Origin of the sequence: Blastococcus litoris (assembly GCF_003075095.1) — a bacterium.
In the GTDB taxonomy this organism is placed as follows: domain Bacteria; phylum Actinomycetota; class Actinomycetes; order Mycobacteriales; family Geodermatophilaceae; genus Blastococcus_B; species Blastococcus_B litoris.
In genome coordinates this window covers 405894-431884 of sequence record NZ_QCZF01000004.1, presented here as the reverse complement: position 1 = coordinate 431884, position 25991 = coordinate 405894, and the positions used below count along the sequence as shown (strand labels likewise).

At 72.7% G+C, this 25991-nt stretch carries 22 protein-coding genes; 3 read left to right on the top strand and 19 right to left on the bottom strand.

Features of this window, described 5'->3' with window-relative positions; all coding sequences use genetic code 11:
* Positions 1 to 340 precede the first annotated feature (340 nt).
* The 3 genes from mobF to DCS98_RS11685 all read left to right on the top strand — a co-directional run bounded on the left by mobF (position 341) and on the right by DCS98_RS11685 (position 7459).
* Entirely contained in the window at positions 341 to 5848 is a 5508-nt protein-coding gene (mobF, locus tag DCS98_RS11695) for a MobF family relaxase (protein WP_116451572.1), read from the top strand.
* 98 nt (positions 5849 to 5946) lie between these two features.
* Positions 5947 to 6357 carry a hypothetical protein gene (locus DCS98_RS11690; RefSeq protein ID WP_164704521.1) on the top strand — a complete coding sequence of 137 codons (411 nt, stop codon included), beginning with the start codon at positions 5947 to 5949 and terminating at the stop codon, positions 6355 to 6357.
* Positions 6358 to 6625: 268 nt separating this feature from the next.
* On the top strand, positions 6626 to 7459 hold the full coding sequence (locus tag DCS98_RS11685) for a DUF5710 domain-containing protein (RefSeq protein ID WP_116451505.1): 834 nt from the start codon (positions 6626 to 6628) through the stop codon (positions 7457 to 7459).
* Here DCS98_RS11685 and DCS98_RS11680 read toward each other — a convergent pair.
* The 19 genes from DCS98_RS11680 to DCS98_RS11590 all read right to left on the bottom strand — a co-directional run bounded on the left by DCS98_RS11680 (position 7453) and on the right by DCS98_RS11590 (position 25985).
* Positions 7453 to 8784, bottom strand: a complete 1332-nt coding sequence (locus tag DCS98_RS11680; protein ID WP_116451504.1) for a hypothetical protein — start codon at positions 8782 to 8784, stop codon at positions 7453 to 7455. The genes DCS98_RS11685 and DCS98_RS11680 overlap by 7 nt on opposite strands.
* A 2-nt stretch (positions 8785 to 8786) precedes the next feature.
* Positions 8787 to 9083: a hypothetical protein gene (locus DCS98_RS11675; protein WP_116451503.1), complete on the bottom strand. Its 297-nt coding sequence runs from the start codon at positions 9081 to 9083 to the stop codon at positions 8787 to 8789.
* A gap of 108 nt (positions 9084 to 9191) precedes the next feature.
* The gene (locus DCS98_RS11670) at positions 9192 to 9674 is read right to left on the bottom strand and encodes a hypothetical protein (RefSeq protein ID WP_116451502.1); all 483 of its coding nucleotides are present in this window, start codon (positions 9672 to 9674) and stop codon (positions 9192 to 9194) included.
* Entirely contained in the window at positions 9671 to 10249 is a 579-nt protein-coding gene (locus DCS98_RS11665) for a hypothetical protein (RefSeq protein WP_116451501.1), read from the bottom strand. The genes DCS98_RS11670 and DCS98_RS11665 overlap by 4 nt, the downstream gene beginning before the upstream one ends.
* Entirely contained in the window at positions 10246 to 12168 is a 1923-nt protein-coding gene (locus tag DCS98_RS11660; protein WP_241037618.1) for a type IV secretory system conjugative DNA transfer family protein, read from the bottom strand. Before DCS98_RS11660 ends, DCS98_RS11665 begins: the two co-directional genes overlap by 4 nt.
* Before the next feature lie 55 nt (positions 12169 to 12223).
* Positions 12224 to 13393: a M23 family metallopeptidase gene (locus DCS98_RS11655; protein ID WP_116451570.1), complete on the bottom strand. Its 1170-nt coding sequence runs from the start codon at positions 13391 to 13393 to the stop codon at positions 12224 to 12226.
* Between the two features lie 5 nt (positions 13394 to 13398).
* Positions 13399 to 14898, bottom strand: coding sequence for an ATP-binding protein (locus DCS98_RS11650; protein ID WP_116451500.1), 1500 nt, complete (start codon positions 14896 to 14898; stop codon positions 13399 to 13401).
* Positions 14895 to 16409, bottom strand: a complete 1515-nt coding sequence (locus tag DCS98_RS11645) for an SCO6880 family protein (protein ID WP_116451499.1) — start codon at positions 16407 to 16409, stop codon at positions 14895 to 14897. The genes DCS98_RS11650 and DCS98_RS11645 overlap by 4 nt, the downstream gene beginning before the upstream one ends.
* Complete coding sequence (locus DCS98_RS11640; protein ID WP_241037616.1) at positions 16406 to 17926, bottom strand: hypothetical protein; 1521 nt, start codon at positions 17924 to 17926, stop codon at positions 16406 to 16408. Before DCS98_RS11640 ends, DCS98_RS11645 begins: the two co-directional genes overlap by 4 nt.
* A 94-nt stretch (positions 17927 to 18020) precedes the next feature.
* Positions 18021 to 18761: a hypothetical protein gene (locus DCS98_RS11635; RefSeq protein ID WP_338070209.1), complete on the bottom strand. Its 741-nt coding sequence runs from the start codon at positions 18759 to 18761 to the stop codon at positions 18021 to 18023.
* 68 nt (positions 18762 to 18829) lie between these two features.
* Positions 18830 to 19213 (bottom strand): hypothetical protein, encoded by a 384-nt coding sequence (locus DCS98_RS11630; RefSeq protein ID WP_241037614.1) that lies wholly within the window; start codon positions 19211 to 19213, stop codon positions 18830 to 18832.
* Positions 19210 to 20031, bottom strand: a complete 822-nt coding sequence (locus DCS98_RS11625) for a hypothetical protein (RefSeq protein ID WP_116451497.1) — start codon at positions 20029 to 20031, stop codon at positions 19210 to 19212. Before DCS98_RS11625 ends, DCS98_RS11630 begins: the two co-directional genes overlap by 4 nt.
* Before the next feature lie 302 nt (positions 20032 to 20333).
* The gene (locus tag DCS98_RS24105; RefSeq protein ID WP_116451496.1) at positions 20334 to 20591 is read right to left on the bottom strand and encodes a helix-turn-helix domain-containing protein; all 258 of its coding nucleotides are present in this window, start codon (positions 20589 to 20591) and stop codon (positions 20334 to 20336) included.
* Positions 20592 to 20597: 6 nt separating this feature from the next.
* Positions 20598 to 21065: a hypothetical protein gene (locus DCS98_RS11615; protein ID WP_116451495.1), complete on the bottom strand. Its 468-nt coding sequence runs from the start codon at positions 21063 to 21065 to the stop codon at positions 20598 to 20600.
* A gap of 154 nt (positions 21066 to 21219) precedes the next feature.
* The gene (locus tag DCS98_RS11610; RefSeq protein ID WP_116451494.1) at positions 21220 to 24453 is read right to left on the bottom strand and encodes an AfsR/SARP family transcriptional regulator; all 3234 of its coding nucleotides are present in this window, start codon (positions 24451 to 24453) and stop codon (positions 21220 to 21222) included.
* A complete protein-coding gene (locus tag DCS98_RS11605) occupies positions 24450 to 24896 on the bottom strand; it encodes a TadE/TadG family type IV pilus assembly protein (RefSeq protein WP_116451493.1) in 447 nt (148 codons plus the stop codon). Before DCS98_RS11605 ends, DCS98_RS11610 begins: the two co-directional genes overlap by 4 nt.
* A complete protein-coding gene (locus DCS98_RS11600; RefSeq protein ID WP_116451492.1) occupies positions 24893 to 25318 on the bottom strand; it encodes a TadE/TadG family type IV pilus assembly protein in 426 nt (141 codons plus the stop codon). The genes DCS98_RS11605 and DCS98_RS11600 overlap by 4 nt, the downstream gene beginning before the upstream one ends.
* The gene (locus tag DCS98_RS11595; protein WP_241037612.1) at positions 25315 to 25686 is read right to left on the bottom strand and encodes a TadE/TadG family type IV pilus assembly protein; all 372 of its coding nucleotides are present in this window, start codon (positions 25684 to 25686) and stop codon (positions 25315 to 25317) included. Before DCS98_RS11595 ends, DCS98_RS11600 begins: the two co-directional genes overlap by 4 nt.
* A 101-nt stretch (positions 25687 to 25787) precedes the next feature.
* Positions 25788 to 25985, bottom strand: a complete 198-nt coding sequence (locus tag DCS98_RS11590; protein ID WP_116451491.1) for a hypothetical protein — start codon at positions 25983 to 25985, stop codon at positions 25788 to 25790.
* Between the last annotated feature and the right edge of the window lie 6 nt (positions 25986 to 25991).

The window sequence follows — 25991 nt, the reverse complement described above, 5'->3', positions numbered from 1 at the left end:
CGGCACGCGGCGGCCTACCGCCGCACAGACGACAAAAGTTCCGTGTCCCGAACTCAACAAACTGGGGCGCGCTCGGGCCCTCCGGCGATCGACGCCATGGCGGGATCTGACGTCGATTCTCCGAGGTCCATCCCCTTCCGCGCCGCTACTTCCGTCTCGTCCGGCCTCACCTCCGGTCCGCTTCCGTGGATTGAGCTGCGGCAGGACTGATGCCAGTGCACCCGAGAAGTGCTTTCGACCTACTTGCACGACGTGCCACGCGAATCCGCCCTGCCTCGACCCCGAGGGAGAGGCGACTGGAGCCGAACTGGAGGTCTCCTTCCTACCGTCCGCAGCCGTGATGTCGCTGCACAAGCTGACTGCCGGCGACGGCTACACGTACCTGACCCGGCAGGTGGCAGCGCTTGACGCGACCGAGCGCGGCCACGTCGGCCTGGGGGACTACTACTCGCAGCGCGGTGAGTCGCCGGGCGTGTGGGCCGGCACCGGACTGACCGGACTGGTCGGGGTGGTCGCCGGGCAACCGGTCGAGGAGCAGCAGATGAAAGCCCTGTTCGGGCAGGGCCGCCATCCGGATGCGGCGCGGCTGGAACACGAAAGCCTGTCGGCGGGACGCTCTGCGGAGGAGTCCCGCGCCGCCGGCGCCCTCGGCGTGCCGTTCCGCACCTTCTCCGTTTCCGCGGACGGTCTCCAGGCCCGCTGCGCGCAGGAGTACGCCGCGATCAACGCGGCTTGCGGCTCGCCGCCTGGTGCCGCCCTTCCAGAGGAGGAGCGGGCTCGAATTCGCGGGGAGCTGGCGCGGGCCATGTTCGCCGAGACTTACGGCCGGCCACCGTCCGATGCCCGGGAGTTATCCGGGTTCATCGCCCAGGCGTCCCGCCCGGCCACCACCGCGGTGGCCGGTTTCGACCTGACTTTCTCGCCAGTGAAGTCGGTATCGGCCCTGTGGGCTCTGGCGCCGCGGGCGGTAGCGGAGGAGATAGAGGCCGCGCATGCCACCGCCGTCGCTGACACGCTGACATGGCTGGAGCGGCACGCCTGCTTCACGCGGCTCGGCCACGACGGAGTTCGCCAGGTGGAGACGACGGGGCTGGTCGCTGCGGCGTTCACCCACCGCGACTCACGGGCCGGTGATCCCGATCTGCACACCCACGTGGCCGTGAGCAACAAGGTGCAGACGACCGACGGCCAGTGGCGGGCGCTGGACGGCCGAGTCCTGTACAAGGCCAACGTCGCGGCGTCGGAGCGGTACAACACCCTCCTGGAAGCAGGACTGGTGGACCGCCTCGGGGTCCGCTTCACCGACCGCTCCGGCGGGGACTCGGGCAAACGAGCGGTGCGGGAGATCCTCGGCATCGACTCCCGGCTGCTGTCTAGTTGGTCGTCGCGGCGGCGGGCCATCGACGTCCGCCGAGGTCATCTGGCCGCCGCCTTTCAGCGTGAACACGGCCGGACGCCGACGGCGTCGGAGGCGATCGCCCTGGCCCAGCAGGCCACCCTGCAGACGCGGGAGGCCAAGCACGAACCGCGTTCCCTCGCCGAGCAACGAGCCGCCTGGCGGCAGGAGGCGCTCCGCGTGCTCGGCGGACCGGCCCCGCTGACCCGCATGCTCGACGACGTCCTTCACCCCACAAGGAATCCCGCACCGGACGTCACGGAGGCATGGGTGCAGTCGGCCGCCGGCCGGGTGCTGGCCACGGTTGCCGGGGAGCGCGCGACCTGGCAGTTCTGGCACGTCCGTGCCGAGGCCGAACGAGTGGTGCGCGGTGCAGCCCTCGTGCCCGGCGACGTGGACGCCGCGGTGCACCGGATCACCGAGGCCGCCCTATCCCCCGCCCTATCCATCCCGTTAGGCGGAGCTGATCCGGTGGTCGAGCCGCCGGAGCTGCGCCGGTCCGACGGGACCAGCGTGTACAGCGTCGCCGGCGCCCAGCTCTACACGTGCCGGGCGGTACTGGACGCCGAGGCCCGGCTGCTCACCGCCGCCGGCCGCACTGACGGACGCCGGGTGGACCCCACGGTGGTGGAGCTGGCCTTGCTGGAGACGGCGGCCAACGGCGGGCAGCTGAATCCCGGTCAGGCCCAGCTGGTGCGGGAACTGGCCGGCAGCGGCGCCCGGGTACAGCTGGCCGTCGCCCCGGCGGGCGCCGGCAAGACCACTTCGCTGGCCGTCCTCTCCCGGGCCTGGACGGCCGGCGGCGGCCGTGTGCTGGGTCTGGCGCCGTCGGCGGTGGCCGCTACCGGGCTGCGGGAAGCCGTCGCCGCCTACAGCGACACCGTGGCGAAACTCGTCTGGGCCCTCGACGCCGACCAGCGACCCGACTGGGTGGCCGACGTCGGGCCGGGCACCCTCGTCATCGTCGACGAGGCCGGCATGGCCGGCACGCTCGAGCTCTCTCGCGTCGTCGAGTTCGTGCTGGGCCGGGGCGGGTCGGTGCGGCTGGTCGGCGACGACCGGCAGCTGGCCTCGGTCGCCGCCGGCGGTGTCCTGCGGGAGATCGCCGCGACGCACGGCGCGGTGACACTGACGAAGCTGGTGCGGTTCTCCAATCCGGCGGAGGCCGCGGCGACCGTCGCCATCCGGGATGGGGACACGATCGGGCTGGGCTTCTATCTCGACTCCGGCCGAGTGCACGTCGGCGATCCGGCGACCTGCGCCGAGCAGGCATACTTGGCGTGGGCCGCCGATCGCGAACGGGGGGCCGACGCCCTGCTGCTTGCCGCCACCCGCGACACCGTCCTCATGCTCAACCAGCGGGCCCGAGCCGACCGCCTCACCCGGCTGCGGGAACCCGTGGGGCTGGAGGCGATCCTCGCGGACGGCACCCGGGCCAGCGCCGGGGACATGATCGTCACCCGCGCGAACGACCGGGCTCTCCCGATCACTGCGGGCGACTGGGTGAAAAACGGTAACCGCTGGACGGTCTCGGCTGTCCACGCCGACGGCAGCCTGGCCGCCATCCAAACCGATACTGGTCGACGGGTCACCCTGCCGGCGGCTTACGTGAGCGAGCACGTGCAGCTCGGCTACGCCACCACGGTGCACGGCGCCCAGGGGGTCACCGCCGAGGCCTGTCACACCGTGCTTGGCGGCACCGAGTCCCGACAGCTGCTCTACGTGGCGCTGTCCCGCGGCCGCAATGCCAACCACGTCTACCTGGCCACCGTCGGCGACGGCGATCCGCACAGCATCGTCACCCCTGCCGCCGTGTCTCCGCCCACCGCCACCGATTTGCTGGCCGGCATCCTGGCCCGGGACGGCGCGCAGACCTCGGCCACCGGCGGCCATGAGTCGTTGCTCGACCCGGCCGAGCAGCTGCACTCCGCCGCCAACCGGTACGCGGACGCACTGCGCTTCGCCGCCAGCTACCGCCTCGGTGCAGAGACTGCAGAAAAACTGGAGACCGCTGCTGAACGCCTGTGGACAGGGCTGACCAGTGCCGCAGCGTGGCCGGCGCTCCGCGGGCACCTGGCATTGCTGGCCCTGACCGGTGAGGAGCCCGTCGCCGTCCTGAGGGCCGCAGTCGAGGCACGGGAGCTTCAGACCGCTAGCGACCCCGCGGCCGTCCTCGACTGGCGGCTGCCCATGCCAGGTTCGGCGGGCCCGCTGCCCTGGCTGCCCGGCATACCGGCCCCGCTGGCCGCCGATCCACACTGGGGTCCCTACCTGACCGCCCGCGCCGGTCACCTCGCCGCCTGCGCGGCACGGGTAGCCGCTGCGACCTCAGAGATGACGACGGCCACCGCACCCGCCTGGGCGCGATACCTGGTGGGCCCGGACTATGCCCCGCTCCGGGCTGAGCTCGGCGTCTGGCGGGCCGCGCTCGCGGTTCCTGACAACGACCGGCGCACCACCGGGCCACAACGACCGCCAGCCAGCGAACGCCGTCATCAGGCACGACTGGATCAGGCCGTGATCGCCGCCGGGCCCACCCGCGACAGCTCGGTGTGGGCCGCACTTGCCGACGGCATCGATCCGCGCATCCGCGGTGACGAACACTGGCCGGTCCTCAACGACCGCCTGGCCGCCGCCACCCGCGCCGGTCTTGATGCCGCCGGCATGCTCGCCGCCGTGGCTGCCCAGCGGCCGCTGCCCGATGACCTGCCTGCCGGGGCCCTCTGGTGGCGGCTGGCACCCCATTTCGCTCCGGCAACAGTTGCCGCCGGGCCAGGTGCGGCCGTGCCGCGCCCTGACTGGTGCGCCAGTCTCCCGGCTCTGTTATCCGAGGAGGAGGGGCAGCGCGTGTTGGCCGACCCCGCATGGCCCGCTCTCGTCGCCGCCGTCGCCACCGGGACCCGGGCGGGCTGCTCCGCCGCCGACCTGCTCACCGCCGCAGTCGCCGGTCTTCCACCCGCGGTGACCGGCAACGGAACCGGGCTGGTAGAGGCGCTGATTTTCCGGATTGCGGCCCTCACCGACCCCGCTCCGGCCCGCGTCCAGTATCCCGAACCGCTGCCCGCCGACCTGCGGCCGCCCGACGACGCGCACCTCCTGCCACCTGTCGACGTCCCTTTGTCCGCCGCCTTCCTGCCCGCGGACGTAAGGCTAAGCGACGAGGAGATGCCGTTCGACCCCGAGTACGACACCCCTCCGCCGGCGTCTGCGCCGCAGTGGTTCACGCCGGACCCGTTCACAGTCACCGCCACGGGTGACCCCGCCGGCGACGACGCGGACTACCTGCTCGAGCAGCACTTCTGGGCCACGGCCGTCGTCGGCCGCACCCGACTCATCGAGCTCAACACCCAGGCCGCCGCCTTCTTCACCGCGCGATTCCCAGAGTCCTGGGCGCCGGGCTACCTTCGCGAGCGGCTGGCCACCGACCTGACCGACGATGGGCGGTTCACCCCCGGCTACGCACCGAGCGGCTGGACCGCACTTGTGGAGCATCTGCGCGGCCTCGGCGCCACGGAGGACGAGTTGCTCGCCGTCGGGCTCGCCCAGCGCGCCCGCACCGGAGCGCTGATCGACCGCTTTCGTGACCGGCTCACCTTCCCCATTCATGCCCCCGACGGCGCGATCGTCGGCTTCATCGCCCGCCGCAACCCCACCGCATCGGATGACGGACAAGCTGGGCCCAAGTACCTGAACACCTCGGGCACGGACCTGTACCGCAAGGGCGAGCACCTGTTCGGGCTCCACGAGAGCCGAGCCGCGCTGGCCGCTGGGGCCACGGCGGCTCTGGTTGAGGGACCGCTGGACGCCGTCGCCCTCACCCTGGCGGGTGCAGGGCAGACCGTCGGTGTCGCCATCCTCGGCACCGCCCTGACCGACACGCAAGCAGGCCTACTCGACCCCTACATCCGCATTGACCGTCCCGGCATCCTCGTGGCAACCGACAGCGACCCCGCCGGGCAGCAGGCCGCCGAGCGCGCCTTCTGGCAGCTCACCAGGCGTGGCGATGACCCGCGCCGGCTCGCCCTTCCCCACGGGCGTGACCCAGCCGACCTGTTTGATTGCGAGGGGGCGACCGCGCTTCGGATGGCGATCGACGCCGCAAGCAGTCTCGCTGACAGCCTCCTCGACGCGCGCCTCACCGCGGCGCTTTCCGACCGGAGTCCCGCGGGCCTCCAGGCGGCACTGCGTGACGTAAGCGCCATCATCGTCGCCCTCCCACCCGGTCGGTGGCTGGCACACATCGACCGGGTCACCGAGGCGCTCGGCGTGCCGCCTGGCGCCGTCCACAAGGCGGTGCTCGACGCCCAACCGATTACTGCGACTACTCGCCAGACCACGACCGGTCGCCCACAGGCGTCCAGCTCAACGCCCTCCTACGAGGATCGGCACCCGACAAGTCGGACAGGACTGCAGTCGCATGGCACACCGGCCGACCTGCGCCATTCCCGTTAGCGTCGGCGGCGGTCGAACGCTCCGGCAACTAAGTGGGAGTCAGTCGCCGCGAAATGTCGTTTGCCAAGCGCGAGGGCCAGCGAGACATGATGCGTTACGTGGCGATCACCCCGACCAGACAACGCAACGCCATCTCAGAAGGTATAGCCCTTGGCCTAGTGCTCTGCGGGCGCACTTCCTTGCCGTTCGACAAGGTGCGCGTCGATCTCGCGTTTGCCGGCGCGTGGCGGAGATGGGACTACCGGGGCCGGTTTCCCCAAGTGAACACGGACCTCAGCAAGGGCCTCGACGGCGTCTGGGTGATGACCAGGGCGACTGAGAGGAAACAGGCGTGGGCGTTGTTCTGGGACACCAGCGGCGGCGAGCTCTCGATCTATTCGCGCCAGTCTGATTGGGATCCGGAAGACACATCCGACCTAGAGTTCGCGTTGGAAGTCATCGATGGCGACGTCCCCCTCGAGGGCTGGGTGTCATTGGCTCAGGAGTTCCTGCACCGCCTGGAGCGCTGAACAGCAGGGCGAGCCGTTCCGCCTTCGTCGCCCAAGCCTCCGACGCCTGATTCGGCTCGTTCGCAGCGAACTCGGGGCTCCGGGGCGTGTCGCATCCGGGGATGTTCCCCGGGCCGGTCAACGGGCGTCTCCGCAGTCCTTCAGAGCTTCCCCCGAGGACCCGGGAGTTCGCTGAGCAGTCACCGCCACGGCGACTCGAAGCATCCGGCTCGGGTCATGTCGGTACTCGGTTGCATAGTCAGCACACACGAGTGAGAACGGAGTATCGATGCCGGAGCGCTTGTGGCTCGATGTGCCATACGCCGAGAAGGACGCTGCCAAGGCCGCCGGCGCCCGATGGGATCCCGACGCTCGCCGCTGGTACGCGCCCCACGTGGCGCTGCTACCGAAGCTCGCGAACTGGGAAGCCCAGACACTCGAGCTCTTGCCCGGGGAGGACCGCAGCTTCGGCCAAGGCGTCTTTGTCCACCTAGTCCCAGCGACCTGCTGGTTCACCAACGTCCGCAGCTGCGTGGACGAAGGCCAGTGGGAAGCCCTCCGGTCCATGGTCTACCGGCGAGCCGGTCACCGCTGCGAGACCTGCGGCGCGCCTCGCGGCCGTGACCGCCAGCGCCTGGAAGCCCACGAGCGCTGGGAGTACGACGAGGACACCCACACCCAGACGTTGCGGCGTCTGATCGCGCTGTGTTGGTCCTGCCACCGGGCAACGCACTTCGGCTTCGCCGAGGTCACCGGTACCTCTGCCGAGGCGAAAGCCCACCTTCGCGCTGTGAATGGGTGGTCGGTCGGCCAGGCGGACGCCCACATCGATCAGGCCCGCGCACTGTGGGAGAGACGGTCGGCCCATGAATGGCGGCTCGATCTGGGCATCCTGACGAACGCCGGAATCAAGGTCATCGAGCCACCTGATCCCAGGCGTCGGAGTGACGAGAGCTCAACACGCCTAGCGGTCAGGCTGCCGTTCTCGACGGCAGCGGGCGTGGGTGAGCGAGCCATCCCCACGACGGCAACAGACCGATGCGACGCCGGACGTCCGTCCGGACCAGTGCCCCGCCGCGGGAGGTTCTGGGCTCAGATTCGGCGAGCATTCGCACGTCAGTAGCGGGGAGGGCCACCTGGCGCCGGAGAGTTGCTCGATGGCGTAGACCGGGATGGTGCGACGGCCTGGGCCACGGTGTCTGCATGGCTGAGCAGTCGCTCTCCCGAGCCGGGCGCCCGGGCCCGCTGGGCGTAGAGACCGGCGAGGTGGCGCTGGATCGGAGCGCCCGGGAGCACAGCGCGGTTGACGGCGTCGGCCAGGCTGGTTGACAGCGCAGTGGCCGCCGCGAGGGCGCGACGGAGACGGTCGAAGTCGGCGCCGCGGGCCTGTACTCGGCGGCCGGCGATGACCTCCCGGATCCGGTCTTCGGGCATGTTGTCCATCGGCGGCAGGTCGCGGGCGGCGGCGTACAGCTGCCCGTTCCTTGACCAACGGTCGACAGCGGCGGTGAGTCCGTCGGCGAGCACCGGAAGCTGGTTGGTCACCTGCTGGACCGTGCGGGTCAGGCGGGCGAGGTCGACCCGGTCGCGCGGCGAGGTGATGTCGGGGTGGGAGCCGAGGTCGTTGCGAAGCGTGTCGGCGAGGGTGCATGCCCAAGGAACGACGCCGTGGGGGTCAGCCGGACTGGCTCGGCGGCCGTCGTCGAAGGTCATGCTGGTCCGGCCGACGAGTTCCCAGGCGACCGTTGACAGCACCGGCGTCATACCTTCGTCGCCCGCCGCAGCCGCTGCGACGGATGCGGCGCAGTCGCTGGTGATCTCGGCGGCGGCGACTGCGGCGCGGAATTCGCGCAGGGCCAGGCCGTCGGTGCGCAGGGCCCTGTCGAGCGCCGTGATCAGCGCCGCTGCGGCATCCACGGCGGTCAGCTCCCCTCCGGCTCGTGGGACGCCGAACACGGGCAACAGGCGATCGAGGACGGCCGCGCCGCTGGCCGTCGGCGGGTCGGCTTGGGCGTCGCGCTCGACGGCTGCGGCCAGCCGCCGGACGGCGGCCAGCTCGGCGACCGCAGCCTGCGGCACCAGCCGGTGCGCCAGCCGGGCGCAGTGGTCGGCGGCTTCGGCAAGTTCGACAGCGACCGCCCAGCGGTGGGCGCGACCCATGATGGCGCGGTCGCGGCCGGTGAGGTCGGCGGTGGCGCCGGCGAGGTCGGTCAGCGGTCCGCCGGTGGGCGGCCACAGCCTGCCCGCGGTCGTGCAGGCCGCGGCCAGGTCGGCAGCGGTCTGCTGCCGGGCGCTCACGCCGGGGGTGAGACCGTCGTCGGTCAAGCCGGTGACGGCGCGGCCGAGGTGGCCCAGCGCTCCGGCGATGTCCTCGATCGCGGCGACGGCGGTCGGCGCCGCGGTGCGTTCCGCGAGCGCGTCGAGCAGCTGCTGCAGGCTGGTGGCCATCGTCAGCCCAGGCGTCGCAAGGCGCGGCGGGCTGCCCGGGCCGCGTCGAGGACGTAACCGGTGGCGAAGGTGTCCTGGTCGAGCAGGCCGAGCGCGCCCATGGCGGCGCGGATGCTGGCGCGGGGGTCGTCTTCGACGAGCGGGATCGGTTGGGCGTGTCCGCCGGCCAGCTCGAGGAGCTCGGCGGCCTGCAGGCACTCCAAGGCGATGTGTGCGGGGATGTGCTCTCGGTCGGCGCCGACGGCGTCGAGCAGGGAGGCGGCGTAGCTGAGCGGGTCGATGCTCGCCTCGACGGTCACGGTGGCTCTCCTTCGCTTGGTGGACTGCGCCGAGGCTGGGTCGCCGCGGCCGGTGAGTGGGGATGTGGCGACAAACCTGTGGATCCGGGCCGGCCTGTGCACGACTGGTTATCTGGGCGGCGGCGTGGCTGGTCCGCCGTCCGCGTCGGGAACGGGCAGGGCGGCCGGGCAGTCGTCGAGCAGTCGCCAGTGCAGCTCGCGCGCCGGGTGCCGGTTGGGCAGCGGCGCGGCAGCACCGAGTGCGGGCAGCCGGGCGGAGACGTCGTAGCCAGCGGCTGCGGCGCGGGTGAGGGCGGCGGACAGGGGCCACCAGTCCGGACCGAGCAGAAGACGCGGGTCGATCCGTTCGGCGACGGACTCCCACGCCGAGCCCCAGGGCTCGGCGTCACCGACCGGCTCGCTCTCGATTTCGGCCGCGATGCGCACGATCTCCGCCGCGATGGACCGCCGCCGGGCCGCGGTTGCGGCATCGAGCCACGCGGCCAGCAGCTCGGGAGTGTGTCGGGTCATCCACTGCCGGCTGACCCGCACCCCACCGAGCATCGTGACCCAGTCACTGTCTGACCGGCCGGCGCGGGGAGCATCGTTCACGGGGCATCTCCTGCGTCGCCGTCCGGAGTGACAGCGCCCGGTGCCTTGTCAGAGGGCTGATCCCCGGTGTCGGCGTCGAAGCGGCGACGCCGCTCCGCGATGGCGGACGGAGTGCGGTAGTCGGCGTCCCAGGAGCGGGCCGGCCAGTCGACGTGTCGACCGGGCGGGCAGCCAAGTGACTGGCGCTCGGTCATTCGGGCGTGAAAGCCGGGCAGGGCGTAGCGGTGCCACTCCTCCATCGGATGCGGAACTGTGGCGTCGCCCGCTGCGACGCGCAGGCAGGCGAGAACGGCCAGCTCGCGGACCAGTGCCGGGTGGGCAGGCCAGCAGGCGGGGACGACGTGCGCTGTCTGCCAGGCATAGGTGCGGTTGAGCCAGCCGGCGACGTCGTCGAGCCACGACCACAGCTCCCGGCGCACCTGGGGAGAGCAGGTCGCCGGGTCCCACGGCCGGTCGAGCAGCCCGTAGGCCGATGGCTCGAGTCCGGACAGCTCGGCCTGCCGCAGCATCTCCAGGGCGTGTCGGACCCAGCGCGGCGGCCGCGGAAACGGGGGCGCCAAGAGGACGGCGGTCACGGCAACTCCCACCTCGCGGGCACGGTCTGTGCCGCGCCGGCGGTCGCCTCGTATGCGCGGCGGGTCCGCTCCCCTCCCGCGCTGCCGAGGTCGCGGGCGGCCGCGACCCGGTTCCGCGCGGCGGTCTGGGCGGCAAGCAGCGCCGCACCTCGGCGTCCGGTGAGGCACCGGGTCAGCCGGGCGATCAGCGGCGGCGCGTTCTCCGCGAGCACCAGCGCCCGGCCGGGCGGCAACAGGCGGAGCTCCTCCGGGCGCAGCACCGGGGTGTCCTCGCCGTGCGTGGACCGCGCCCAGCCGGCTCCCCGGTAGCTGTAGGAGGTGCGGCGCACGCGGGTCCGGCCAATCAGCTCGGAGAGCTCGCGGTAGAAATCGCCGTCCTTGCCGCCACCGAAAGCGATCACGACGTTGGTGAGGCCGAACAGGGCCCGGGCCTCGTCTTCGCCGTAGAGCAACACCAGCTGCCGCCAGGTCTGAGCGGCGTAGATGTAGCTCACGCCCAGGGCCCGGTCGTTGGCCATGCGAGTGCGCAGGGTGGGCAGCGGCGCGGTGGACGGCAACTCGTCCAGACAGGCCAGCAGCGGCGGGCACAGCCGGCCGGTCCGCGAGCCGGCGGCGAGTTGGAGCGCGGTATCGAGGACGTGCTCGGCCAACGCGGTCAGCAGCGGGGACGCCGAGGCGTAGGGGTCGTCGCGACCGAGCAGGTAAATGGTGCCGCCGGAAGCGAGCAGGCCGGCAACCTCGGTGGTCGGGCGGCCGGGCCCCGGGGTGCAGCGGCGGCGGATGTCGGCCTGGAAGAACAGCGCCAGCGCCTGCTGCACGGTCGTGGCGGTGTTTCCGGCGGTTCGCGGGTCTCCCTGCAGGGCACCGTGCAGCAGCCCGTCCCACAACGGCGCGGCATGCGGGTGGCCCCGCAGGATGTCGGCCGGCGCGGTCGCGGCCAGCGGGTGGGCCGCCCACTCGAGGACGTGCTCGACGGTGCCGCCGGTCAGCGCGGCGGCGTGGAAGTAGGCCTGCAGCACCTTGGCCGCCTCGAAGGCGTAGAAACGGGCCGCGCCGTCGGAGATCCCCCCGGTGACCGCGCCGGCGACGGTGCCGGCGGTGAACGCCTTCGCCCGACGCTCGGCGACCATGGGATCTCCGCAACCGGCGACGGGGTCCCACACCAACTCGGGCACTCCCGGGACCGAGCCGAACGGGTCGCACACGGCGACCGGCCGCCCGCCTTCGGCGCGGGCGTCGAGGGTGAGCAGGAGGTCCTCGGCCTTGGTCAACGTCACTAGGGCCGCGCCGGGCGCGTCCAGTAGCGCCGGCGCGAGCAGGTCCAAGGTCTTGCCGGAACCCTGCGGACCGTAGACGCCGGCGGTCCGGTCGAAGGGCACCCACAGCTCTCCCCCGGCGGGGACGGCGCACGCGCCCAGCCGCCAGCCCACCGCGCGCGGCTCGGCGGACCGCCCGGCTCGACCCGTAGAAGCCGTCAGGTCGGGCCGGACCACGGCAGCGGCGCGACGCAGCCGAGAGCGGCCGAGAACCTGCTCCACCTGGCTGCGGGCGGCCATCCCGGTCGGCGTCCCGAGCGCCCGCCGTCCAGTCCAAGCGGCACCTGCGCTGGCAGCAAGGAAGGCGACGAGCAGGGCGGCGATGACGGCGTAGACGGCGGGGGTGCCGGGCAGCGCCGCCGCCTGTGTCGCGTCGAGGCCGGTGTCCGGATCGCCGGTCAGAAGCCCGCCGACCGAGGCGGCCACGGCGGCGCCATCAGTCGGCCAGACCCAGCCGCCGCCGTCGAGCACGGCGGCCACTCCGCGGCCGACAGGCAGCAGCAGCGCGGCGGCAGCCATCCACGCGAGCGCGGCTGCAGCGGCGACCTCCCAGCTCGCCGGGCCGACGTCGGCCCGGGCGCCGACGCCGGTCATCGCCGCCATCCGTACGTCGTCCTTTGCATGGCTCCTCCTGTGGGCCGGAAAGTGCGCGAGCAGGTCAGCCCGGGTTGGGCGCATTCAGATCGACGCCGCGATCGGCCAGCCACGGCACCGGGTCGACCGGCGCTCCCCCCTGGCGGACCTCGAAGTGCAGGTGGACACCGGTGCTGTTGCCGGTGGATCCCTGAAAGCCGACCAGCGTCCCGACGCCGATGTACTGGCCGGATCTGACCGTGTAGGCCGAGAGATGCCCGTAGCGGGTGGTCAGCCCGCCGCCGTGGTCGAGCTCGACGAGGTTGCCGTAGCCGGCCAGCCCCCGGCCGCCGTCACGGTCGCAGTAGGCGCTGGTGCACGCCGCGCGGACGATGGTGCCGGCGGCGGCCGCATAGACGGGGCTGTCCCGGGGACCGGCGATGTCGACCCCGGCATGCAGGGTGCCCCAGCGCAGCCCGTAGCCGGAGGTGACCGTTCCGGCGGTGGGTCGGATCCAGGATCCGGTGGGCACCGGCAGATCGGGGCATACGCCGGACGCCGCGCCGGTCGGGCTGGTCGCGGCCTCCTGGGCGGCCGGCCACAGCATGCCGGTCAGCTCGCGGGCGAACGGCTCCCAGCGGGCGTATGCGTCGCCGGCGGCCGAGACCTGCACTGCCTGCGATGCCCGGGTGAGCGGGATGGTCCGCCAGTTCGGTACCTCGACCAGTCGGCGGTAGAAGGCCGCAGCTGCGTAGACGGGGTCCATGAGCTGGGCGACGCTGCCCCAGCCGACGATCCAGCGCTGCTGGAACGTGTTGACGCTGTCGTGGTCGGAGCCGAGGCCGTCGTGCGCGTACTGCAGGCTGGTGGCGGTCACCGCGGCCTGCTCGGCGGTGAGTTCGGGGCTGCTGCCGTCGTTGGCCAGCATCCGGATCCGGGACTCCTGGTAGGCGGTGGCCAGCGCCACGGTGGCCGCGTACGGCTCCAGTCCTTGCGCTACGGCGACGTTGACGATGGCCTGTGCGTGGCCCATCTGGACGGCGTCCAGTTCGATGCCGGCAACGGTGGCGCCGGTGCCGCCGATCGAGCAGGCCGACGACGCGGCCGCCGTCCGGGTCTCGGGGGCCGCGATGACCGCCAGCGGTATGAGCAGCAGGGTGAGCCCGGCGAACAGCGGGACGGCGGCTGGTGCAACGGCCCTCCACAGCCATCTCTTCGCGTACGTCCGTGCGATGGACTCCGCTCTCCCCCTCATGCCGGTCATCCGGCTGTAAGGGCTTCGTTGGTGTAGGTCAACCGCAGCTCGGGTTCGGTGAGGACGGTCTGCACCTTGAACGCCCGGTCCCCGGCCAGCCACAGTGCTCTGCCCTTGCCTGCGATCGCCCAGCCGGTAACCACTCGCTGGGCGATCGGCGCCAGGCCGAGCAGGCTCCCGAGCTCGTCGCCGACGGCCTGGTCCTGCCCGTGCAGGACCTTGACGTCGCACAGGTGCAGCAGGTCGCGGGCGATGGCGACCGCCTGCGAGGTCGCGTCCCCGGCGGTGAGCATGTCGGAGGGTTTGTGGGCCAGAAGGATCTGCACGTCCGCGTCGCGGCGGGACAGCCGAAGGTTGGCGTCCAGGCTCTTCATCGCCTCAGTGCCCAGGCGCATCTGCCGCCACGTCTCGTCGCGGATGACGATGCGAAGGTCACCGGGCTCGGCGATCTCGCGCATCGCCTGGCCCCACGAGTTCAAGCAGGTCAGCGCGATGCCGACGGCCTGATCACCGAGCGGCTCGAGCCGGGACAGAGACAGCGACTGGATCGGGGCGCGCCAGTCGACGGCGATGGTGGTGTGGTCGTCGAACAGCCCGGCCAGAGAGCCCTTCACCAGGGCGCCGAGAGCGTCGCGAAGAGTACGGGTGGCGTCGAGGAAGTGCCGCCGGTCGGCGTAGCGGCAACCGGCGACGAGCTCGTCGGGAGGCTCGTCGAGTGCCCCCCACAGCTGCGGGATGGTGGGCTCGGTCAGCCGTGTGGCGCCCGAGCGGTAGCCGGTGAGCAGCCGCAGCGCTTCCCCGACCGCGGTCTCCTCCACCGGGCCGAACGGCACCGCCTGCGACCCGATCAGGCCGCGCAGCAGCACCAGCCAGCGGGCGAACACGAGCGCCTCGCGGCGGCGGGACTCGGCGGCGTCGAGTCGGTCCCAGCCGTGCCCGAGCGGACCGAAGGCCAGCGGGTTCACCCGGGTCGCCAGGCCGTGGCCGATGACGAACGGCTCCACGCCGAGTGCTCTGCAGAGCGGCTCGTACTCGTCCTTGGTGTCCCCGAGGACGAGTGTGCGGTAACCGTAGGCGAGCATCCGCAGCGCGAAGGCCTTGACGGTGGCGGACTTGCCGCGGCCGGGCTTGCCGAAGACGACGACGTTGGGGTTGGTGACCGGGATGTCGTCGTCGGTGACCCAGCCGACCGGGTCGCAGTAGAACGCTCCGCCGGACAGGAGGTCGATGCCCATCTGTGCGCCGGTGGGCGGTAGGCCGGAGGTAGCGATCAGGGGCCACACCACGGGCGTCTGCTCCGACGTCATCCGCCACACCGACAGCGGCGCCAGCGCCGCCGCTCGGCCACGACCGCGTCCGCGCGGCCCGCGGCGGGGCACCAGCACGGGAAACGGCCCCCGTTCCCGTGCCGCGGTCTCCGCCGCGGGGACCGCAGGCAGCCGGTGGCCGAAGTCGTCGAGCAAGACGGCGACGTCCCGGCCACGGCGGGAAGGACGGCGGATCACCGTCGGCTCCTGCGATCGGGCAGCCCGACGCCGAGGGGAACGGCGGCGGCGGCGAAGGCGGAGTCCTGCGCCAGGTCCAGCCGCAGCGGAACGAAGCCGGCGGCCCGGACCGAGGCCGACAGCCGGCGGCCGTACTCCACCACCGGCCACGTCGCCGGTACGGTGACGCAGGCCGCCGCGGAGACACGCACCAGAGCGCGGCCGGCGGTGAGTTTCTCTTCGGCGGCGCCGACCCGCTCGGTGTCCCGCCGCTGCCGGGCCCGCTGCCGGAAACCCATCCGGGCCCGCATCTCGTTGCCGGTGGTGGCGCTCATCTGCTCGCGACTGACCAGCCGGGTCGCCCGGGTCAGCGGCAGCGGGTCGAGGAACACGGTCAGGCAGCGCCGCTCCCCCGCCACGGTCGGCACGAGCACAGGGGAGAGCGCGCCGAGAACCGCACCGGAATCGGGCAGCAGGATCGTGTCGGTCACCGACGCCCACGCGTCGTGCAGGTAATGCCGCACCTCGGCGCGCGCCACCGTCGGGCCCGCGGCTGCCATCGGCACCCCGGTGGCCAACTGCTGGCCGGAGGCGGCCGCGAGGTCGGCCGCGACCAGCTCGCCACGGTCACCCGGGGCGAAACTGGTGCGCACCGCGGCGGCCAGCTGTGGGGAGTCAAGCCAGGACACCGTCGTGCAGCCGACCGGTCCACGAAGCGCGGCCTCGACCTCGGCCATCACCGAGTGCAAGACCCGGGCCCGCCCGTCCACGCCCCCGCCGGACTCTCTCGCCGCCCGGGCGACCCGTCCCTCGCCGACCACGACGGTGACGAACGCCTCGGTCCGCACCGCGGCCGGCGTCAGCGTCGCGCCCAGCAGTGCATTGACCCGCGCAGCGAGCGTCGGCGCGTCGGGGTGGGCGTGAGCGCGCTCCCAAGCTGCGCGCTCCGCGCCGTCGTCGGGCACGGTGCGCACCTGCAGGACGAGGACGTCGACCAGCTCGGTACGAGCGGCGAGCTCGCACAACTCGGCCAGCCCAGCGCCCATCCGGTCCCGCTCCCCCGCCTCGGCGAGCCCGATGCCGGGATGGGCAATTCCCGCCACCACCGCCCAGGTGCGTGCCGCACAGTTCTGCACGATCACCGGCCGGGTGAAGAGCTGCCCGAAGGGCGGCCCGTCGTGGGTGCGGACGCCTGCGAGCACCCCCGGCAAATCGGCTTCGGACAGGTCGTCGGCCGTCCCCGCTCCGGCTCGTGAGCCGAACACCGTCCAGCCCATCGCTCCTCCGATCGCGTACAGAGAGAGATCGCCGAACCAGCGGCCGGCGGCGCGGCCCCGTATGGGCACCAGCAGCACGGCGGCCAGCAGCGCCCACACCGGCAGCCAGCCGACGAACAGCCCCCAGGCCTGGCCGTTCAGGGCCAGCAGCGCCGGAACGCCGGCGAGCGTCAACAGGGTCAGCTGGGTGCCGGTCATCCCGAGGAACCAGCCAGAGACGTCCTTCGCGTACTCGCCGTAACGGTGCGCGCTCATGTGGCACCGTCGTCGACAGGCGAATCGCCCCGCCCCCGCGGAGCGGGAGAGTCGGACTTCGGAACCCCGCCGCGTGCGGCACCGTCGGCCCGCTCAGCGGGCCAACCCACAGCCGCTGCGCCGTCGGAGACGGACGACCACAGCGGATCAGGAATCAGAGCGTCGGGTCCGTCCCCGTCCAGACGCGGCGACCCGCCGTCCTGTCGTGAGAGCGACGCTGCGCCAGCGTGTCCGTTGCCCGCGGCGGGAGCCCTGCCCCGAACTGACTGCCCGTAGTAGGGGGCGGTGTGTCCGATACCAGCTCCGGAGAGCACGTCGGCCGCCGAGACGGCCACCCCAGCGGCCAGCCGACCCGCCGTGGAGGTGCCAGCTGTCAGCGCACGCAGCGCGCCGGCGAAGCGCCCGCTGGTTGCGGCGTCGGCGGTCGACTCACCCTGCGCGCGGTCCCCAGCCAGCTGTGCCGCGGCGCCCGAGGTGGCCACCCCACCCGAGGCGGCGATAGCGGCGGCCCCCGCAGCGCGACCGCCTCCACCACCGAGATTGCCGAGTGCGCCCATGACTCCGCCGGAGGCGGCCAGCGAGGAACGCAGAGCTGCGCCGCTGGAGGTACCTGGGTCGACGAAGGCAAGCAGCCGGAACAGCGCCAGCGGGCAGATCGCGCCGAGCAGAATCAGCAGGCAGCCGACCACCGCCATGCCGACCGCAGCCTCGGTGCTCGTCTCCTCGGCCCCAGTGACGATGCCCTCGGTGATGCTGACGCCGACGCCGAGGACGAGCACGGTGACCGGGGCGACCAGCAACGCCGCGAGAAACCAGCGCAGGCTGCGCCAGAACCAGGTGCTCGAGGACTGTGCCAGCAGCCCGCCGGCCGAGATGGCCGAGGTTGCCGCCAGCACGATCAGGGCTGCCTCGCGGACCAGCATCAACAGCAGATAGCCGATGCTGGCCGGCACCAGGAGGAAGATGGCGCTGACTCCGAGAACGGTGGCGACTGTGCCGTCGACCACGTCGCGGCCCACGCTGATCGACGGGTCGAAGTCGGCCAGGGTCTCTATGTCGAGCAGGCTGCGCAGCAAGGCGGTGGTCAGCCCCGAGACGCCGGTGACCAGCAGCGCCGCGACGCCGACGTAGCTGACCCAGACCAGCCCGAACTGCAGCAGGCCGATGAGCAGCCGGCCGAGGGTCTGCCCGTCTCGGCGCGCCGCCGCGACGCCGAGTTGGACCATGGCCATCAGCGCCGCGACGGTGGCGCCGATGCCGAAGGTCACCGGATAGACGCCGGCCAGCGGCCCGCCTGCGGACAGATCCGGGGTGGCGAGGGCGTCGATCACCGAGAAGGCCAGGCCCAGCAGCCACAGGCCGGCCCCCCAGAGCGACAGCATCGCGCTGATCCACACGTCGGCGACCACGGCTCCGGCCGCTTCGCCAATCACGCAGAACGGGTTGATCGGCAGGCACGGAAGCGAGCCATCGCCCGCGGCCGGCGCCGCGGGAAACGCCACCACCGTGTCGGCCAAGGCCGCAGCCGCGGTCGCCAGCCAACCCACCGCCCCAAGCACGAGCACGACCAGCGCTCTCGAGCGGGCCGACCGCCGCCGTCCTGGCTCCGGCTTAGACATGACGGAGCTCCCGCCAGCCAGTAGCGACCGCGGTGTCGGTACCCGGCCAGACCGACGGCGCCGGCGCCGGTTCCGGCCCGGCCCCGATGACCCACCGTTCGCCCGCCCACGCCATGCGCTGGCAGTCGGCTATCGCGATCCGCGAGGTCTGCTCCACGGTGACGGTGAACTCGAGGTTCACGCACACCACCGCAAAGTCCGGGCCCACCGTTCCCTTGATCAGCCCCATCACCGGGCGGACGACGATGGCCAACTGTGGAGACCCGGCGCCGGGCAGCCCCGCCGCCGACAACAGGCTCGCCATGCCAGCCACCCCGGACCACGTCTCCTGGGTCGGGCCGCCAAGGGCAGCCCATTCGGCGATGACACGCCGCACACCGTCCATCGAGCCGGTCTGCATCGCGGTCACGTCGATAGCAGCCAACTGCGCCAGAGCACCCTCGGGAGTGCGGGGAAAGCCGGTGGGCACGTCAGCAGGGCCGTCGGCCTTTGTGCGGGGCAACTCGATGACACCTGCGGCCTGCCTCGATACCGGACCTGGCAGCGCGTCGTCCGGGTCGGCGGTCGGCATCGGAGTCGCAGCCAGCGCGTCCTGCAGCGACACGTGCCTGGAGGGCGCTGCTCCGTGTCGCGCAGCGTCCGTTGAGTCCGGCTTCTCCTGGGTCAGCACCCCGACGACGGCGAGAACCGCGCCGGCCATGACCGTCAGCGCGACGGGTGCGGCGACCACCACCAGCGCGCGAAGTCGAGCGGCTCCCCACTCCGGGATGCGACTTCCCCGGACGTCTCGGTGGCGGCGCATCAGGTGCACCCGCTGCCGGTGATCGAGTCCAGGATGACGAGGATGACCGTGTAGGCGATGGCCACCATCACCACCACGGCAACACCCATGGCCCCGTAGCGGGAGGCATGCGGGTGGGAGAAGATCCGCCCCACGAGGATCGACCCGAGGGACACGACGGCGCCGATGCCGATCAGCGCCAGCACGCCCCACTTCACCCAAGCCGTCACGTCGTCGGCAAAGCCCTGCATCCCGGGCGGTGCCGCGGGGCAGACCGCCGCGCTGATCTCGACCGTCGTCGCAGCCGCCGTCCCGGCACCCAGCACGAGGAGCCCGGCAAGGACGAACACGACGCTCGATGCCGCCCGCACCGCCACGGCGGCGCTCCTGTGCCCCGTGGTCACGGGGTCTCCCTCGCCGGGACCAGGAGCGCGGCCAACGACCGGCCGGCGGCCGCCACTGGCTTCGGCAGCCGGTCTCCGGTCAGCCCGGCAACCTGCAGTCGCCGGTCGACCGGCACCGCGACTACCTGCCCCCGCGACCGCAATTCACCAAGCCGCGGACCGCAACTGGCCTCCACCAGCCGGGGCCAGCGGGCCGGGCCCACCGCGGCGACCGCCGCCTCGCCGTCGAGAGCGGCCAGCACCTGCTCGGTCTGCCGGACCGCCGGCACCGTCACCCGGGTGACGAGGACGACCATCGCGCCGCCGACGACGGTACCGGGTGGATCGAGCAGCGCGCAGGTCAGCGACCAGCCGGCATCGACCACCCTCAGGGGCTCAGCGTCGTCGGTCTCCGGTGGCGGCGGAAGCACTCCGTCGGCCGGATGCCGAGTGAGGCGGACGACGTCGAGTCGATTCCGGCGACCGCGCCGCCAGGCCCCGTCCGTGCCCATCTCGATGGCCGGGGCCGCAAGCAGCCCCGACCGACGCGGCTCGGCGTAGTCGACCAGCAGCACCCGCCGGGCTTCAGCCAGCCCTTCGGCGACTGCCAATGCGACCGTGGAAGCGCCGGCTCCGGCGTGACCGGCCACAACCAGGACGACGGGGTGGCAGTAGTCGAATGCCGCGCACTGGATTGAACTGGCATCCGGCCGCGAGGCAGTGACGGGAGCCGCAGCGCCCGACGCCTGGTCTCTCCAGACGACGTCGGGTTCGTTGACGTCGTCGAAGATCCCCGCGCGGATCGCGATGACGGCCGCGCGCATCGACTCGACCGTCATCGGCCGTGCCCAACGGGAAGTCAGGGGGTCCGCGATCGCCATCGACTCCGGTGGCGACCCGTCACAGGTCATCCGACCGCGCTGCGGTCCCCGACGCGGTGCTGCGGTCTGCATGCCGCGACCGTGTCGCCCTGGCCTCTAGTAGTTCTCCAGTCGATAAGAGGCCACACATCTCTCGCCGACGTCCGGGCACGCCAGGCGCAGGGAGCGTCGACGGACGACCTGAGCCAGGCGGACTACTGGAGGACTACTGGAGATTCACCCCGTACGCCGGCGGATGCTGGCGGACGATCCGGTTTCCGTTAGGGATGCTGGCGACCCTGCCGTGGAGCACCGACGGCGCGCCGCGGCACCCCGTGCTTGTCCAGCACACGGCGGACGGCGGTGGGAGAACGGTCGATCAGTTCGGCGATCTGCCGCAGCGAGCGGCCGGCTGCGTACTCATCTAGGACGAAGGCCTCAAGCTGAGCCTGCAGCCGGTGGCTTGTCACCGTGCCGGTGCGGGCGGTCCCGGCGAAGGCGGGCAACGGGCGCAGCTGCGGCCGCGGCGGATATGGCATGACTCATCAGTGCCGGGTCGGCCAGCGGAAGAGTGGCTCCAGTCGCACGTCAGAGCCGTTCGGGACGGGCGCGCGGTGCTCGTGGGTGCCAGCAGCGTGCGCCAGCGCGGCGAGCACCAGGCCGAGGGTGCGGCGGTCCAGGGTCACGGCCACGTCGGCGAGGTCAACCGGCCGGCCGTCGGCGAGACTTGCGGCCACACGGAGCACCCCCAGCTCCTCCCGGCTAGCGGGCAGCCGTCCGTCGGCAAGAGCGGCGTCGAGCTCCGCCCACTCGATGCGCGCCCAGAGCTGCCCGCCGACCGCCTCAGTCTCGACCGTGACCATCCCGGCGACGCCCAGCAGAGCGGGCCAGTACCCGTCGTTGGCGAGCAGCAGCACCGCGGCCTCGGCGGCGTAGTCACCGACCGCGGCACGCAGCAGCGCGACCTCTACCTCGTCGAGGTCGAGATCGGCGGCCATCGGCTCGATGATCACTAGCGTCTCTCCTTTCGTCGAGGCCCCTGCGAACTCGAGTGTGATCAGCAGGTACGACACCCCGACCTCCCGGCGAACGTCCCGGACGCCCAGACTGCGGTCTTTCCAGGTTGGACGCTTCGCTCGTTGTGGTGGATCCAGCCTGCGGCCGTCCTCACGAGGCACGGTCGAGGAACTGCCGGCGGGCGCGGTTGATGGTCTCGGCGGTGCTCATGGGGAGGTCCATCTCGTCCTCACCGTCGTGGACCGCCACGATGCGAGCGACGTAGGTCTCGGCCTCGGCGCGGTTGCCCTGGTGGAAGGCCACCCACATCGCATCCAGCAGCACTTGCTCGTCGTCCGGCGCAACGAGAAGGGCGGTGGCCGAGGCGGTACCGGCGGCGGCCAGGTCGTCGTCGGCGAGGGCGGCCGTGACCACCTGGTGGGCGACGTCGCAGACCGCGGCTGTCAGCGTGAGATCCAGGCCGTCCAGCCACTCGTAACCGGCCGGGCGCTGGGCGAACGGCGGCCCGGACACCAGCCGCAGCGCGGCAAGCAGATCGGGCAGGGCGTCGTCCCCGCGGACCCCGGCGCGGGCGCGCAGCTGGCGGAACAGGTCGGCGTCGACGAGCACGTTGGTCAATGTGTACCGGCCGCGCTGGCCGGAGCTGAGGTACTTCTGGCCGGTGGCGGGATCGGTGGCCAGCCAAGCGCGGGCACCGGCGGTGACCCGGTGGACGTAGGCGCGGGCGCTGACCGGATCGGTCCTGCCGCCGCGGGCCGGCTGCAGCGCGGTTGCGGCCTCGTCGGCGGTGGCGCCGTGCGGGCGGGTGGCGAGGTAGGCGACGGCCTCCTCGTAGCGGCGCCGAAGCCCCGACCTGGCCACGGCCGCCTCATCACCGTGCGCGCGCAGGGTGACCGGTCCGAGCAGCGTCAGCCGCGGCCGGGCGCAGTCCAGCGCCCACCAGTCGGCGAGATCGCGGTCGAGTTGGGCGAGGTCGTCCTCGATCCGGCTGCGCACGTCGGCCAGCGCCGCACGCCCCGGCGCCTCGGCGGCATCGCTCACCGAGGACGTCGTTCGTGCGGGAGTTTCGGTCGACGCGCCCGGCGTCGCATCGCTCGCCGCAGCGGTGGTGAACCGACGTCCGCCCGTGTGCGGGGCGGGCAATTGGACCGGTGGCGCGGTGGTGCCCGGATCGGAGGCGTCGTCGAGGAGGGCGCCGGCGGCGTCGGTGTGCACCTGCCAGGGTCGGTCGCCGACGGCGGCGGGAATCGGGTCGTCATCGGAGTCGCGTTCGAAAGCCAGCAGCGCGGCGATGTCGCGAGCCTGCTCGGCGGTCAGTTGTGGAGCCGGTAGCCGAAGCTCCAGTGCCGGAATCAGCAGCGACCCGTCGTCGGCCAGGGTCAGCAGCCACCCATCGCTTACCTCCTCCGGCTCGACGCCGAGCACGACTGCGACGGCGGCGCGCCGCTCGCGGGCACGCAGGGCGGCGGCGGCCTCGGCCAGTTCGTCGACCAGATCCGGGGAGCGTGGGTCGAGGACGACCTGCGGCATCCAGCCGTCCCCCGCTCCGGCCTGTAGCCGCCCGTCCAGCACGTCGTCGGTGTCCCGCTCAGCCACTTCCCGCAGGGCGGCGTGCAGTGCGGGGTCATTGGCGGTGTTGGTCGGGTGGACCCGGTGCGGTGCCAGGTCGAGCAATTCCTTGCCGAAACCGACGGTGGTGACGGTGAGGAGGTCCGACCAGCTGTTGACGGCCAGTTCGGCGGCCAGGTGCCGGGCGAAGTCGGTGCGGCGGTCGGCCGATCCGGCCACGTACACGGCACCGAGGCGTTCCAGGTCCAGCAGCCAACGACCTCCGCCATCGGTGCCGATGGTGACCAAGGTCGGATACGGCGCCAGGCGTGCCCGCGCCACTTCGGTGGCCACGCCGGTGTCCCGGTCCAGCTGCAGGGACCACCACAGGCCGGTGTCGTCGGCGGTCCACGGTTCGGGGGGCGGACGGCCGGCGGGGGCGTACAGCCGCAGCCCGAGCCGGCCGCCGTGCAGTCGGGCGGCGACGACGTCGGGCAGAGGCCCGTCGGGGCCCTCGGAGATCAGGACGGCAAGACCGCGCAGCGCCAGATCGAGCGCGGCGTAGTCGGACGTACCCCCGTCGGGCGCCGAGGTGACGACCGTCTGCGTGGCGGACAGTTCCTTCGGGAGGGGGATCAGCCGTCGGCCGGGGCGGCGGCGGCGCAGCCGCGCGCGGCGGTGCGCCAGCCACGCCGCGCCCACACCTGCGGCGAGCAGTGCCCCGCTGCCGGCGAGAACGGCCGCCAGCTCCGCCGAGAACTGGTCCCCCTCGGCGTTGCGGGCATCGGGGTCGGCCGGCGGCTGCCCTGGTTCGTCGGTTGGAGTCTCCGATGTCGGCGAGGCGGCCGCGGTCGGCGGGGGCTCCGCCGGCACGGCTGGCTCATCTTCGTGCGGCGGGGATGGCGGCGGTACCTCCTCTGCCGGTGGCTCGGGACTGGCCGGGGGGCCGGCGGCCGGCGGGTCTACGGGTGGGAGCTCGAGGACCTGCCCGGGGAGGATCAGGTCGGGGTCGGTGAATCGGCCGCCGCCGGGAAGCGGTTCGCCGGCATTGAGGGCGAAGATCGGCTGCCAGCCGTCCAGGCCGTGCTGCTCGGCGATGTCGGCGAGGGTGTCGCCGCGTCGCACGGTCACGTCCGCGGCCGTTGAGCCGGCCGCCGGAAGGGCGGCGTCCGGCGGGAGCACCAGGATCCAACCGGGGCGGATCAACCCCGGGTCGTCGAGGATCGCGCCGTCGGGCTGCGGCCGACCGCGGTTGAGCTCGAGGATCTCCTCGAAGCGGCTCCAGTCGCCCAGGTATCGGGCGGCGATGCGCCCGAGGGTGTCGCGCGGCTGAACGGTGTAGCTGGGACCGGCCGCCGGAGGCGCGGTGGGCGGGGTGTCCGACGCTGGGGCCGGTGCGGGCGGCGGCTCGTCGTGGCCATCCGGCTGTTCGGCGACGATCGGGGGGGCGGCCAGGGCGGGGGCGGCGAGCAACGGCCCGCTGCCGACACCGAGGACGGCGGCGACGAGAAGGCCGGCCAGCTGCTGGGCGGCCGTCAGGCCGGGCAGCCGCAGCGGCGGCATGCCGCGCAGCTGACTGACGAGCTCGACGGCCACCGACAGTGCGAAGCAGGCCCAGGCGGTCCAGCCGATGACTACGAGCAGGCCGAGGAAAACGGCGCCGGTGTCCGGTCCGCTCAGCGCGGTGGTGAGCTGCGCCCAGGAAGGCAGCTCGTCGGGTAGGTGGGCCCCGCCGAGCTGCCAAAGCGCGATCGGGATGCCGACGACGGCGGCCGCCAACACCAGGACGGCGACCAGTCTGCGCAGCAAGTCGAGTTCCCGCGGCGGTGCGGTCATGGGCCACCTCCCCCGTTTTGGCCGGTGTCAGTGATCAGGTCGGCGGTGCCGGAGCCCTCCACGGTGAGGGTGGAAATGCCGAGAAGGCCGAGGAACGAGGTGGGCTCGGTGATGGAGGTGGTCACGTGCAGGGTGTCGCCGTCTACGACAGTCACCGCGCCCTGCACGTCGTTGCGGTCGAGGTAGTCCTGCGCGGCCGCGACCGCAGCGGCCGGGTCGACCCGCACCTGTCCGGTGAGGGCGGCGGAAATGTCGAGGGCCTGTCCGCCGGCGCGGGCGGCCTCGTCGGCGATGGCGTTGGCGCGCTGTGTGGCGGCCACCTTGGCGCCGCCGTCGACGGCCAATCCGATGATGAGCAGCAGCCCGGGAACGAGGACGGCCAGGAAGACGCTGATGGTGCCGCGCTCTCGGTCCGGCCTCCGGTGCCCGTGGTAGCCGGTCATCGTTCGCGGTAGGCGTCGACGGGGCTGATGAAGGAGGCCTCGACGGTGACCGATCCGGGCAGGCCGGGGGCCAGCAGGTCGGCCATACCGACTACGCAGGTGATCGAGACCGTGACGTCGCCGGGCTGGCCGAGCGGGGCCTGGAAGCCGGCGGTGTCGACGTCGACTGTGGTGCCCTCGCAGCGCAGATCCTGATCGGCCAAGGTGCGCTGCGCCTGGGCGTCGGCCAGTGCGGCGGCAGTGGCAGCGTCGCGGGCGAGCGAGGCCTCCCGGGCGGCGGCCCGTGCGGCCTCCTGGACGGCGCCCTCGGCGACCTGGGTGCGTCCGGCGACGACGGCGAAGGACAGCAGCAGGAGCAGCGCCGGGGCCAGCAGCGCCAGCTCGACCGACACCGACCCCCGCTCCCTGGCCTGGGGGCTCATGGCGTCGGCCGTTCCACCGGGCCGATGGCGGTCTGAGCCACCGACCAGCCCGACAGGCCCGGAAAGAGGCTGAGCGAAGTCCCGGTGACGGTGACCTCGATACTGCTCGGTGAGCCGGTCACGGTCACGTCCCGGCCGGTGAGCAGGTCCTGCGCGGTCTGGTCGAGGAAGCCCTCGGCGGCCGACAGGGCGCGCGCGGTCGAGGCAGGCTGCACCCGGCCCTCGCGGGCGCCCTCTTGGGCGGCGCCCAGCGCGATCGAGCGTGCGTAGAACCACAACGCCGCCTGGATCAGCGTCATCACCAACAGCAGCACCACCGGGAAGGTGACCGCCAGCTCCACCGACGCCGCACCGCGCTCGCCCGACATCCTTCGGCGCACCACGCCGCCCGCCCGGCTGCCCTCAACGGGGCAGGGCCGAGACACGGCCGCAGGGCCACAGGGGCTGGCGGGACGAGCCACGGGCCGGGCTACTGAATCTGGGACGACCGAGAGGTGACCGCGTTGGCGATCACGGCTACCAGCGCGACTGCGATGCCGATCAGCGCCACGGTGATGATCACCTGCTCGACCGACAGCGAGCCGCGCTCAGGCTCGTCGCGGAGATTGCGCAGCCGGTCGCGCAGCTGCGCGCCGACGACGGTCAGGAGAGTGAGCATCGCGGTCATCGGGGT